Source organism: Leucobacter japonicus, from assembly GCF_001273855.1.
Classification (GTDB): Bacteria; Actinomycetota; Actinomycetes; order Actinomycetales; family Microbacteriaceae; genus Leucobacter; species Leucobacter japonicus.
The window spans coordinates 1-11340 of sequence record NZ_JHBX01000077.1 but is presented as its reverse complement, the minus strand read 5'-3'; the positions used below and the strand labels follow the sequence as shown (position 1 = coordinate 11340).

Genomic DNA, 11340 nt, shown 5'->3' with positions numbered 1-11340 from the left:
TTATCGCCGGGTGCCCACACCGTCGAACTGGTTTGATATCAAGATACATGGTCACGGTTACCGGCTTCTGCATTGAGCAACACCGGCACCCGCCCGCACCGCGAATTTCCCCACTGAATCCGTTGCGATCCGACTTCGCCGAGAACGAAGTCAGGCGATGCACACACCAAATCCACTAAACTTGCCGTGTGCATGTATTGAGTGTGAGTTCCCTCAAGGGCGGCGTCGGCAAGACGACCGTGACGCTCGGCCTCGCATCGGCCGCGTTTTCACGGGGTCTGCGGACCCTCGTCGTGGACTTCGATCCGCAGTCCGACGTATCGACCGGGCTCGCCGTCAACCCCGAGGGGTACGCCAATATCGCCAACGTTCTTGAGAGCCCGAAAGAGAAGACGGTGCGCAGTGCGATCGCGCACAGCGGGTGGAATGACTACCACGAGGGCGGCACCATCGATCTGCTGGTGGGCAGCCCCTCCGCAATTAACTTCGATGGCCCACACCCCTCGACGCGCGACATCTGGAAGCTCGAGGAAGCCCTCGCGATCGTCGAATCCGAATACGATCTCGTGCTGATCGATTGCGCCCCATCCTTGAACGCTTTGACGCGCACCGCCTGGGCAGCGAGCGACCGCGTGCTGGTCGTCGCAGAACCAAGCCTGTTCGCTGTGGCAGCGACCGACCGCGCGCTTCGCGCAATCGAGGAAATTCGTCGTGGCGTCAGCCCGCGCCTCCAGCCGCTCGGCATCCTGATCAATCGCACGCAGCCGCAGTCGATGGAGCACCAGTTCCGTATTCGAGAACTCCGCGAGATGTTCGGCCCGCTCGTGCTCAACCCGCAGCTTCCCGAGCGCCTCTCGCTGCAGCAGGCTCAGGGCGCAGCGAAGCCGGTACACATGTGGCCGGGCGAGGCATCTCAGGAGATGGCAGCGAATTTCGATCTCGTCCTCGACCGCATTCTGCGTTCCGCCGGCATCGACGCCGCACGAGCTTCTGAATCGGGAGCTCCGACGGCGACCGTGGTCACCGAAGACTGACGACGAACCGCGTCCCGTGAAATGACGAAGGGGCTGACCGCGAATATGCGGTCAGCCCCTTCGTCATTTCAGAACCGAATCAGGAGATCTTCCGGGTCTTCCGGCGAGCAGCGAGCTCATCGACCGCACGATCTTGCGATGCTTCCTCGCGATGCTCGTCCATGTCGACGAGCGACGTCTCCACCTCGCGCAGCACCTTACCCACGGCAATGCCGAAGACACCTTGGCCGCGACTGACCAGGTCGATCACTTCGTCATTCGAGGTGCAGAGATACACACTCGCCCCATCGCTCATGAGCGTCGTCTGCGACAGGTCATGTACACCGGCTTCGTGCAGCTGCGACACAGCAGTGCGAATCTGCTGCAGCGAAATGCCCGTGTCGAGCAGGCGCTTGACGAGCTTCAGCACCAGAATGTCTCGGAATCCGTAGAGGCGTTGCGACCCCGAGCCCTGTGCGCTGCGCACCGTGGGCTCGACGAGACCCGTGCGGGCCCAGTAGTCGAGCTGGCGGTAGCTGATTCCCGCGGCACGCGCCGCGGTCGCACCCTTGAAACCGCCATCTTGGTTGGGGCGCGGAAGACCATCATCGAACAGCACATCGGCATCGATCGCATACGACTGGAGCGTTTCCGTAGGCGTATCAGAGTGCGCCCCGGCGGACACAGCGTTTGGCTCCGCCTCCACCGATGGAGTCGTCGCATCGCCGTCAGGCTGCCGAGTGTGCTCCATCGTGTTCCTTTCTCATCGGCGCACCGTGAGAGCGGCGCCGAACTCCCCCAACGCTACCGAGCGCTCGACCCCCGTGCAACGACCGTCGAGTCTCAATTTGATCGTGTCGACTTCAAGTGGAACTTGAAGGTTGAAAACACGCCAAATACAAGTCGATCAGGCCGTTCCGAATCGCCGCCGCAACACGCCGGAGCGCACCGTATCCAGGTGCTCAGCGAGTTCAAGCGCTCCCTCGGTGGCCGCGGGTGACGCCGGCTTGACTCCACGTGTCGACACGGCGTGCGCGATCAGCTCGGCATCACGCTCAGCTGCAACGCGGAGCGGTCGGAGGTGTCGCGGCGTGATGCCCTGCTCGGCAAGCTTCAACAGTGACGTTACTTGCGCCACCGCGTCATGCGGAAACACCTCTGCGGCCGGCAACAGACCCGCCGCAATGGCTTCACCCAGGAATCGCGCGCTCGCCCCGGTCAGACGTCGGAGTTCCTCGCTGCTCAGCACCCGCTTCGGAGTGAGGATGCTCGACGCGCTGCGCGACGCGGCGCCGGGAATGATGGGATCTCGTCCCTGATCAATCTCGTCGAGCACCTCCGCAATGACCTTCAACGGCAAGTAGTGGTCGCGCTGCAGGGTCAAAATGAGACGCAGCCGCTCAATGTGCTCCTGCGAAAACTTGCGGTACCCCGACGCCGTGCGCTCGGGAGTGATGAGCCGCTGCTCTTCGAGAAAGCGAAGCTTCGAAGGCGTGAGATCGCCGAAATCGTCTTGGAGACGCGCGAGGACCTGACCGATGCTCAGGAGGCCAGAGGAATACGGGCGGGCCTGTGCCGCCACCACCCTAGTTCTCCTCGGCGAGATCGAATCGCGAGGCAAAGAACGTGAAACGGAACTTGCCGACCTGCACCTCTGAGCCGTCGGCGATCGAGACCGCACCCTCGATGCGCGTGCCATCGCTGAACGTCCCGTTCAATGACCCGAGGTCAGCCACAGTGAACTCCGTGCCTGACCGACGGAACTCCGCGTGACGTCGAGACACGGTCACGTCATCGAGGAAGATGTCGACAGCCGGGTGTCGACCGGCGACGGTCACATCTTGATCGAGCAGGAACCGCGCACCCTGATCGGGACCGCGACGTACGACGAGCAGGGCAGCACCCGATGGCAGCGCTTCGACCGCCTCGCGCTCATCGATCGTCAGGTCGGTGGCCCGGGTGCGAATGAGGGCTCCGAGATCTTCACGGAACTGCTGAGTCGATCGCACTTCTGTGCTGTCGTCGCGACGGGCATGATTTTCGCTGGTCATGTCCTCACCCATTCCTACTCCCGGAGCCAATGCGAGCCGGTCGACTCGGTACTTCTACGCTAGCGCAGCCCAGGCCAACGGCGCACCTTGGCATGAGGTTTTGTGCCGCATCACGGCGTGGCGTCCAGCAGATTCACCGCGTTTCGTGTGATTCGAGGAACGCGTAGACTTCGTGCGCGTCCACTCCTGGAAAAGTGCCGGTCGGCAACGCTGCCAGCAGACTCGTCGGTGTCGCTGCTTCTGGCCACGCCGCCGGCGCCCATTTCGTCGTCATCTCCGTGGAGGCGCTCCGGCAACACCGATCATCGGGGCAGAACGACTGTGAACGGTGCGGCGTCTCGCGCCCGCGGAACCACTTGACGTCCGAGAACTGCACCCCGACGCTGACCGAATAGAGCCCCTCTTTCGCGCGTTCGACTCGCGAGGTGCACCAGTACGTGCCGCCCGACGCCATATCGGTGTACTGGTACCACGGGTTGAAGTGGTCAGGCTGCCCAAACACCGTGCGTGCGGTCCAATTGCGGCAGACCATCGCACCCTCGACGTTACCGAGCGCGTCTGACGGGAACCGCACTCCGTCGTTCTCATACGCTTTGATCAAAGTGCCCGACTCATGCGCTTTCATGAAGTGCACATCGAGCCCCAGCCGCTCCGTGGCGAGATTCGTGAATCGGTGGGCTGCCATCTCGTAGGAGACTGCAAACGCGTCCCGCAGATCCTCCATTGAAATCTGCCGCTGACGTTTTGCTTCGGCGAGCAGCGACACCGTCGCCGGCTCGGGAAGCAGCACGGCGCCGGCAAGATAGTTCGCCTCAATGCGCTGACGCAGGAAGTCGCCGTAACTGGTCGGCTCTTCATGCCCACGAACGACGCTCGCGAGCGCCCGCAGAATCGGCGCGCGAGCGTCACGCGACGGAGTTCCGCTGCCGAGATACACCCGACCATTTCGACGGTCGATCACCGACCGAGTCGAGTGCGGCATATCGGCAACATAATGCAGACTGAAACCCAGCTTTTCCGCGATGTTTGAGACCAGCTGTTGCGAGACGGGACCTCCCGAATACCCCACCCGTTCGAGCATCGCGGCCGCTTCCCGCTCGAGGTCGGCGAAGTAGTTGCCTGCCACGCGCATTTCCGCTCGAAGCTCGGTGTTGGCGCGTCGCGCCTCCTCAGGAGTTGCTGCACGTTCGCGGTGCAAGCGCTCGACTTCGCGATGCAGGCCCAGCAGGGCACGCAGCGTCTCATCACTTGTCGTCTTCGATACCCGAATCGGCTGCAACCCGAGCGATTGGAACACAGCGCCACGCTGTGCCCGTTCCACCGCGATCTCGAGCCCCGCGCGTTCCGAGGGAGCCTCATCGCGCAGCAGATCGTCGACGCTCACTGCGAGCGCCGCTGCGAGGGAGCGAAGCATGGGCAATCGTGGCTCACGCCTGCCGTTCTCGATCGCCGACAGTTGCGATGGGGCGCGGTCGACGGCTTGGGCAAGTTGCTCGAGCGTCAAACCGCGTTGCGCACGGAGTGCACGAACGCGTCGGCCCAGTGTCAGGGCGTCGCTGCTCTCCTCGGCCGGGTCGAACTCGGCGGAGTGGGTCGGAGGTACTGACTGCAGTGTCATGACGACATCATGTCAGAGCCCCGAACTTCCGACAAGCAGAACTTTCAGGCTTCTTCGCAGCCCGAACCAGAGCGCAGAGTGCGGTGTGGAGCAATTTCACGGAAATTATCGCGATGCGCCTGAGTCGCCGGCTTCCCGATCCGCAGGCTCGACGCGGTCTGGGAGGCGAGGCCCGTACAGGTCACTTCGTTCGATCGCGGGGCCCAGCTCATCAACGACGAGCGTGGCCGTATCGAGCTGCCCGGTTCGATACGCGGCGCGACCCACCATGTGCGCAGCCACCGGAGCGGTGAGCGACTGGAAGACGAATACCGGGACGAGCGCGAGCAGCGTCGCGAAGGAACGTTGATCGAGCGCGATCGCGGCGATGACCAGCAAGAGTCCGAAGATCTGAGGCTTGGTCGCGGCATGCAACCGGCTCAACGCATCGGGGAACCGAAGGATCCCGATGCCTGCGGCAACCGACAATACTGCGGCCAGAAACACGCAGATCACCGCGGCCGTGTCGAGAATGATGTCAGACATGGCCCACCTCCGATGGTTGCGGCGGTGCCGGTTGCTCTGCACGACGCTTGACGAATCGTGCCACAACGATGGTCGCGAGCGTCGCCGTTGCGGCGATCACGGTCATGAGCGGAATCGTGTCGGTGTGCCCGCGAGCGACCATATCTGCCCCGACGGCAAGCATCAGCGTCGTGAGGAGCACATCGGATGCGACCATGCGATCGAGAATCGTCGGCCCCCGCACGATCCGAATGATGGCGGCAAGCGCGGTCACCGTGAGACCGGCGCCGGCAGCGATGAGCAGAGCGGCATTGACTACGGTCATTTGAGCGCCCTCATCTCTTCTTTGGAGCCGACCGCGCACACCAGCAAACGTTCGATGGTGCGCACGTCGTGCCGCATCTTGGTGAGCTCGCGCTGCGTCGGCGTATTGAGCACGTGCAAGTACAGAGTGGATTCGAATCGATCGATCTCGGCAACGAGCGAGCCAGGGATGAGCGAGTTCGTCAGGCCGACCATCGTCATGATGAAGTCTGAGCGTGTGTTGAGCTTGACGGCGATGATCGACGTTTTGGGTGGTGGCCCGGGCCTCACTGCGAGCCACGCGACCTCCCATGAGGCGCGCCCGAGATGCCAGATGAAGTACGCCAAGTACTGCACCGCGAACCACACGTTGAACCGACCGGCAAGTTCGACCGGTGGCAGGTAGAACAAACGCATGACGACGATGGCGACCACGAGCCCGCTCACCACGGAGAGCAGCGATACCTCTTGCCAGAGCATCATCCACAGCAGCACGAGTCCGATGACGAGTGGGAGCTCATGCAGTCGCACGCCCCATTCCATCCGGCGGGCGGCACGTGGTGATCCAGTACTCGACTCACTCATGCTCGCCCCCGTTCTCGAGCGTCGTCGTTCCGCTGCCGCCGCCCGGTCCACCACTGCCCGCACCCGAGCCGTCGCCGAGCACCTGGTCGACCACAGCGCCCGGGTGTGCCAGATCTTCTCCGGCGCGCGTTGCATACGCGTACAGGGGGCCAGCGAAGACGGTGAGCGCGACACTCACCACGACCATGCCTGTCGTCGCGGCGAACATGAGACGGGGAATCTCTTTCTGCTCGGCTTGCGGCTGCGCATCAGGCGCATCTTGCAAACGCTCGAAAAGTGCCCGCTCGCGTTCGCGCAGCACGAGTGCTTCAGTGGTCGCCGGCTTCGCCGCTTTCGCCTCGGCCTTCGACGGCGAACGCCAGAACGCGAGCACCCAGGCGCGAGCCAACGCGTACAGCGTCAGCAGGGACACCAACGCGCCGATGCCGATCAGCCAGTAGGCCTCGGGCGTTCCGAGGTCGGCGGCGACCGTGAACAGCCCGAGCTTGCCGATGAATCCCGAGAATGGTGGAATTCCGCCGAGGTTGAGCATGGGGATGAAGAACAGCACCGCGATGAACGGCGCGCTCCGCATCAGTCCACCCAGGCCCGAGATCGATGTGGTGCCGCCCTGACGTTCGATGAGACCAACCGCGAGGAACAGGGTGGTCTGCACGATGATGTGGTGAGCGATGTAGTAGATCGTGGCGGCGAATCCCGCGGAATTCGCCATGCCGATGCCGAAAATCATGTAGCCGATGTGGCTGATGAGCGTGAATGACAGCAATCGCTTGATGTCGAGCTGTGAGACCGCGCCCAGGATGCCGACGAACAAGGTGAGCCCAGCGATGATCAGGAGCAATCGATCAACGCTTGAGTTCGGAAACAGTTGTGTCTGCGTGCGGATGATGGCGTAGACGCCGACCTTCGTCAGCAGCCCGGCGAAGACGGCCGTCACCGGCGCCGGCGCCGTCGGGTACGAATCCGGGAGCCAGAACGCGAGCGGGAACACCGCGGCCTTGATACCGAATGCGATGAGCAGGGTGAGGTTGAGGAGCAACTGCACCTCGCTGGGGAGCTCAGCGATCCGCACCGTGAGCTGGGCCATGTTCACGGTACCTGTCGCGCCGTAGATCAAACCGATCGCCGCAAGGAACAGCACTGATGAAACAAGCGAGACGATGACGTAGGTGACGCCGGCTCGGATCCGCTGGGCCGTGCCGCCGAGTGTGATCAGGACGTAGCTCGCAACCAGAAGAATCTCGAAACCGACGTACAGGTTGAACAGATCGCCCGCGATGAATGCGTTGAACACGCCCGCGCCGAGCACGAGGTACGTGGGGTAGTAAATCGAGACCGGCGTATCGTCGTCGCCGTCGGCGAGACCCTGACCGATCGAGAACAGGAAGACCCCGAGGAGCACCACAGATGACACGGTGAGCATCAGTGCGGAAACACGATCGACGACGAGGGCGATGCCGAACGGCGCAGCCCAGCCGCCGACTTCCATGACGAGGGTGCCGTGGGCGTCGACGAGATACATGAGTGCGCCGCTGAGCACGACGACGGAACTCAACGCGACCAGTGTGATTCCCTGCTGCAGTTTGCGATGCCCGGGCACCGCGAGCGCGAGCGCAGCGCCGGCGAGCGGGATCAGAACTGCGAGCGGCACGAGTGGAATCATCGGGCGTCCTCCTCTGCGGAGTGAACGGTGCTGCTCGTCGACGTCTCGACGGAATCAGCATCCGAAACTTCGTCCGGGAAGTCCTCGGCGTCGTATTCCTGGGTTTCAGCCAGGTCCTCATCGGTGACCTCGGTCGCCGCGAGCGCTTCAGCAGTGGCAATCTCGAGATCGGCCTCATCGTCTTGCACACGATCATCGTCCTCGTGCGCAAGCCGCCATGAACGATAGATCAGTGCGAGCAGAAACGCGCTGACGCCGAACGTGATGACGATCGCCGTCAGAATGAAGGCCTGTGGCAGCGGATCGCTCATGTCTTCGGCGGCGGTCTCCCCCGAAATCGGTGCGGCACCGAATGAGCCCGACATCAGAAAGATCAGAATATTCGTCGCGTTGCCGACCAGAAGGAAACCCAGCAGCAATCGCGTCAGCGATCGGTCGAGCATGAGGTAGACACCGCAGGTGTAGAGCACCACCATCACTGCGACCAGAACGAGTGGCATGGTCATCGTGCGCTCACCTCCTCTTCCTCGAATGCTGCAATATCAGCTTCTTCATGTTCGTCGATCTCGGCGCCGAGGCTCCGCAATACATCGAGAATCAGACCGAAGACTACGAGGTACACGCCCACATCGAACAGTGTGGACGTGACAAGCGGCAACGTCCCGAAGATGCCGAGATCGACATCGACCCAGGCTGACGCCAACGCGGATTGCCCGAACAGCATGGGCAGGAAGGCCATCGACACTGCGATCGCCAGCCCAGTCCCCAGAATGCGCCCGGCATCGAGCGGTACCGTCGCACCGAGTTCGTGCCGACCTCCGGCCAGGTAGCGCGCGACGAGCGCGAGACCGGCCACCAATCCCCCAGCGAATCCGCCACCGGGCGTATTGTGCCCCGTCAGCAACAGGTAGATCGACAAGATGATCAGCCCGTGGAAGATCAGTCGCACCACGACCTCGAGCAGGATCGAGCGTCGTGCGGGATCGAGGTGCCGCCCCGCGAGCACCCACGACATGCGTCGCGCCGGGTCCTGCGGATCCGCCACGCGCATGAGATGCTCCTGCGCAGCCGAACGCGCCGCGCGGCGGCTGATCTTCGGTCGGGTATCGACGCGGGTACTCACGAAAACGAGGGATGCGACGCCCGTCGCCGCGGCCAGGATCACCGAGAGTTCACCCATGGTGTCCCACCCGCGAATATCGACCAGCATCACATTCACGACGTTGCTGCCGTGTCCGCCAGCGTAGGCGAGCTCGGGAAGCTGCAGAGAGATCGGCTCGGCGATTCGGGAGCCCAGAGCAATCACTGCAAGAGCACCGAAGACCAGACCGACTCCAAGACCAATCGCACCCCGCGCCCAGCGCTTCGGCCGGGTTGCGCGGCTGCCAATCCGCTGCGGGAGTCGACGAATCACGAGAACGAACGCGATCAGCGTGACGGTTTCGACGAGGGCTTGCGTCAACGCGAGATCGGGCGCCCCGTGCATCGCGAAGATTGCGGCCATGCCGTACCCGGTGACTCCGACCAGCACCACTGATTGGAAGCGCGTACGCGCACGCAGTGAGAACAACGCGGCAATGATCATCACGATGGCGATGGGAATCTGTACCGGTGAGGTCGCGAACACCACTTCACTGGGCCACTCGCCGGTGAGAAGCACCGTGCCGCCCAGCGACAAGACCAACACGATGAGGATCACAGCCAAGTAGAACGGCAACGAGCCGCGCTGCGTAATTGCGGTCACCCGAACGGCAAGCACATCGACGAAATGGGTGACGACCCAGTACGCGTGTGAGGCAGACCAGCGCTCAGCGGGTGGCGGTGCGAATGTACGTGTACGACTCAAACGCAGCGCGAGAAGCACGCCGAGCACCAGTACGACCACCGAGGCCAGCAGTGCCAGGGTCCACCCGTGCCACAGTGCAAGATGCTCCACTTCGATACCGCGTTCGTGCGCTTCGGGAACCAGCGGCTGCAGCACGTCATCCACACTGCTGGCAAGGATTCCGAGGAGCAGCGCGGCAGCTGAGAAAAGCGCCGGGGCAACGAGAATCAAGCGACCGGGATCATGGGCGACGCGGCAGGATTCGACACCGTTCTTGCGCCCGAAAGCGCCCCACAAGAATCGTCCCATGTAGGCGACGGTCAGCAGGCTACCGAGGACAGCGACGGCAAAGGCGACCATCGCGATCGGTTCGTCGCGACCCACTGCGAGCAATTCGGCGAACGCGGATTCCTTTGCAACGAACCCGAAGAATGGCGGAGCCCCCGCCATGGACGCTGCAGCGAGCAGAGTAATGACCGCGAGCACGGGCATCCGACGCCCCAACCCACTGAGCTTGCGCAGATCACGGGTGCCGGTTGCGTGGTCGATAATGCCCACTGACAAGAACAATGGAGCTTTTGCAACGGCATGCGCGAACAGCAACGCAAAGCCGGCGAAGCTAGCACGCGGATCACCCACGCCGAACACCATCACGAGCAAGCCCAGTTGACTCACTGTGCCGTGCGCGACGATCAGTTTGATATCAAACTGGCGAAGAGCACGAATACCGCCGTTGAGCATCGTCACGGCACCAAGTACCACGAGTGTCTCGCGGAATCCCGGAACGTCTGCGAAGGCGGGCGTGATGCGAGCGATCAAGTAGATGCCGGCCTTGACCATCGCCGCTGCGTGCAGATAGGCGCTCACCGGCGTCGGCGCCGCCATGGCACCCGGGAGCCAGAAATGGAAGGGGAAGATCGCCGACTTCGAGAGTGCGCCCGCAAGCACCAGGAATACCGCGGTGGTGCCCACAGCACCTTCGGGTCGAGTGGAAACAATCTCCGAAAGCAAAGAACTGTCGGCCTGGTGGGCAAGGAGCACCAGTCCGACGAGCATCGCGAGCCCGCCGAACGTCGTCACCATCAACGCTTGCAGAGCGGCAGCCGTCGATGTCCGCAGTCGCGTGAGGTGCCCGATGAGCAGGAACGAGAAGATCGTCGTGCCTTCCCAGAATACGAAGAGCAGATAGACATCGTCGGCGAGCACAAGCCCGAGCATTGACGTCGCGAACCCCATGAAGACAGCGGCAAAGCGCTCGAGTCCGGGCTCTCGGGGCTCAAAGTAGCGGGTGCAGTACAACAGCACCAGCGCACCCGCTCCAGTCACGAGCAGTGCGAACAAGAGGGCGACCGGATCAAGCCTGAATGTCAGCGTGAGATCGATCTGAGGTACCCACACGAATGCCTCGACAATCGTGTTGCCGCCGTACACGCCTGGAGCCAACGACAGGAGAACAACGAAGATCGCCGCCATCACGAGGGCAAATACCCCAAACACGCGACGCCCCAAGAGTCGGGCTGCGGGATGGGCGACAATCGAAACCAGAGCAAGGATGAGCAAGACACTCATCATCGCTCCCATAGGCGGCCCACTTCCGGTTCGGTCGTCGTTTGGATCTCAGTACAGTCTACCGGAACCGAGTCTCCAAAACTTCGCGGTGCGCCACTGGCGAACTCCCTGATCGCAACGGGGAACTTCCGTGTACGGCGAACCAGAACTCGCGATACTGTTCTCGGCGGCAAAACGGTCCCAGAAATAGCGAAAGGGTCGTACAGTGT

The 11340-nt window shown here is 62.8% G+C and carries 11 protein-coding genes; 1 reads left to right on the top strand and 10 read right to left on the bottom strand.

Going from position 1 to position 11340, the window contains the following annotated elements; all coding sequences use genetic code 11:
• Nucleotides 1-188 precede the first annotated feature (188 nt).
• Nucleotides 189-1034 carry a ParA family protein gene (locus AMS67_RS01220; RefSeq protein ID WP_053352891.1) on the top strand — a complete coding sequence of 282 codons (846 nt, stop codon included), beginning with the start codon at nucleotides 189-191 and terminating at the stop codon, nucleotides 1032-1034.
• A gap of 79 nt (nucleotides 1035-1113) precedes the next feature.
• Here the strand turns inward: AMS67_RS01220 and AMS67_RS01215 are convergent, their stop codons facing one another.
• The 10 genes from AMS67_RS01215 to AMS67_RS01170 form a co-directional block, all read right to left on the bottom strand.
• Complete coding sequence (locus AMS67_RS01215; RefSeq protein WP_082305211.1) at nucleotides 1114-1764, bottom strand: MerR family transcriptional regulator; 651 nt, start codon at nucleotides 1762-1764, stop codon at nucleotides 1114-1116.
• Nucleotides 1765-1920: 156 nt separating this feature from the next.
• A complete protein-coding gene (gene ftsR, locus AMS67_RS01210; protein ID WP_053352890.1) occupies nucleotides 1921-2598 on the bottom strand; it encodes a transcriptional regulator FtsR in 678 nt (225 codons plus the stop codon).
• Between the two features lies 1 nt (nucleotide 2599).
• A complete protein-coding gene (locus tag AMS67_RS01205) occupies nucleotides 2600-3064 on the bottom strand; it encodes an FHA domain-containing protein (protein ID WP_053385755.1) in 465 nt (154 codons plus the stop codon).
• Between the two features lie 133 nt (nucleotides 3065-3197).
• Nucleotides 3198-4682 (bottom strand): helix-turn-helix transcriptional regulator, encoded by a 1485-nt coding sequence (locus AMS67_RS01200; protein WP_053385754.1) that lies wholly within the window; start codon nucleotides 4680-4682, stop codon nucleotides 3198-3200.
• Nucleotides 4683-4787: 105 nt separating this feature from the next.
• Nucleotides 4788-5207, bottom strand: coding sequence for a monovalent cation/H(+) antiporter subunit G (gene mnhG / locus AMS67_RS01195; protein ID WP_082305209.1), 420 nt, complete (start codon nucleotides 5205-5207; stop codon nucleotides 4788-4790).
• On the bottom strand, nucleotides 5200-5511 hold the full coding sequence (locus AMS67_RS01190) for an MrpF/PhaF family protein (RefSeq protein WP_053352887.1): 312 nt from the start codon (nucleotides 5509-5511) through the stop codon (nucleotides 5200-5202). The genes mnhG and AMS67_RS01190 overlap by 8 nt, the downstream gene beginning before the upstream one ends.
• Nucleotides 5508-6074, bottom strand: a complete 567-nt coding sequence (locus tag AMS67_RS01185) for a Na+/H+ antiporter subunit E (protein WP_053385753.1) — start codon at nucleotides 6072-6074, stop codon at nucleotides 5508-5510. Before AMS67_RS01185 ends, AMS67_RS01190 begins: the two co-directional genes overlap by 4 nt.
• Complete coding sequence (locus AMS67_RS01180; protein WP_053385752.1) at nucleotides 6067-7737, bottom strand: Na+/H+ antiporter subunit D; 1671 nt, start codon at nucleotides 7735-7737, stop codon at nucleotides 6067-6069. Before AMS67_RS01180 ends, AMS67_RS01185 begins: the two co-directional genes overlap by 8 nt.
• Nucleotides 7734-8243, bottom strand: a complete 510-nt coding sequence (locus AMS67_RS01175) for a Na(+)/H(+) antiporter subunit C (protein ID WP_082305208.1) — start codon at nucleotides 8241-8243, stop codon at nucleotides 7734-7736. The genes AMS67_RS01180 and AMS67_RS01175 overlap by 4 nt, the downstream gene beginning before the upstream one ends.
• On the bottom strand, nucleotides 8240-11134 hold the full coding sequence (locus tag AMS67_RS01170; protein ID WP_053385903.1) for a Na+/H+ antiporter subunit A: 2895 nt from the start codon (nucleotides 11132-11134) through the stop codon (nucleotides 8240-8242). The genes AMS67_RS01175 and AMS67_RS01170 overlap by 4 nt, the downstream gene beginning before the upstream one ends.
• Nucleotides 11135-11340 lie beyond the last annotated feature (206 nt).

What these genes read in the sequence shown, in the direction of transcription:
- AMS67_RS01190 (WP_053352887.1), bottom strand. Translation starts at nt 5,511, where the DNA reads ATGACCGTAGTCAATGCCGCTCTGCTCATCGCTGCCGGCGCCGGTCTC.
- AMS67_RS01175 (WP_082305208.1), bottom strand. Translation starts at nt 8,243, where the DNA reads ATGACCATGCCACTCGTTCTGGTCGCAGTGATGGTGGTGCTCTACACC.
- AMS67_RS01185 (WP_053385753.1), bottom strand. Translation starts at nt 6,074, where the DNA reads ATGAGTGAGTCGAGTACTGGATCACCACGTGCCGCCCGCCGGATGGAA.
- AMS67_RS01215 (WP_082305211.1), bottom strand. Translation starts at nt 1,764, where the DNA reads ATGGAGCACACTCGGCAGCCTGACGGCGATGCGACGACTCCATCGGTG.
- mnhG (WP_082305209.1), bottom strand. Translation starts at nt 5,207, where the DNA reads ATGTCTGACATCATTCTCGACACGGCCGCGGTGATCTGCGTGTTTCTG.
- AMS67_RS01180 (WP_053385752.1), bottom strand. Translation starts at nt 7,737, where the DNA reads ATGATTCCACTCGTGCCGCTCGCAGTTCTGATCCCGCTCGCCGGCGCT.
- AMS67_RS01205 (WP_053385755.1), bottom strand. Translation starts at nt 3,064, where the DNA reads ATGACCAGCGAAAATCATGCCCGTCGCGACGACAGCACAGAAGTGCGA.
- AMS67_RS01200 (WP_053385754.1), bottom strand. Translation starts at nt 4,682, where the DNA reads ATGACACTGCAGTCAGTACCTCCGACCCACTCCGCCGAGTTCGACCCG.
- AMS67_RS01170 (WP_053385903.1), bottom strand. Translation starts at nt 11,134, where the DNA reads ATGATGAGTGTCTTGCTCATCCTTGCTCTGGTTTCGATTGTCGCCCAT.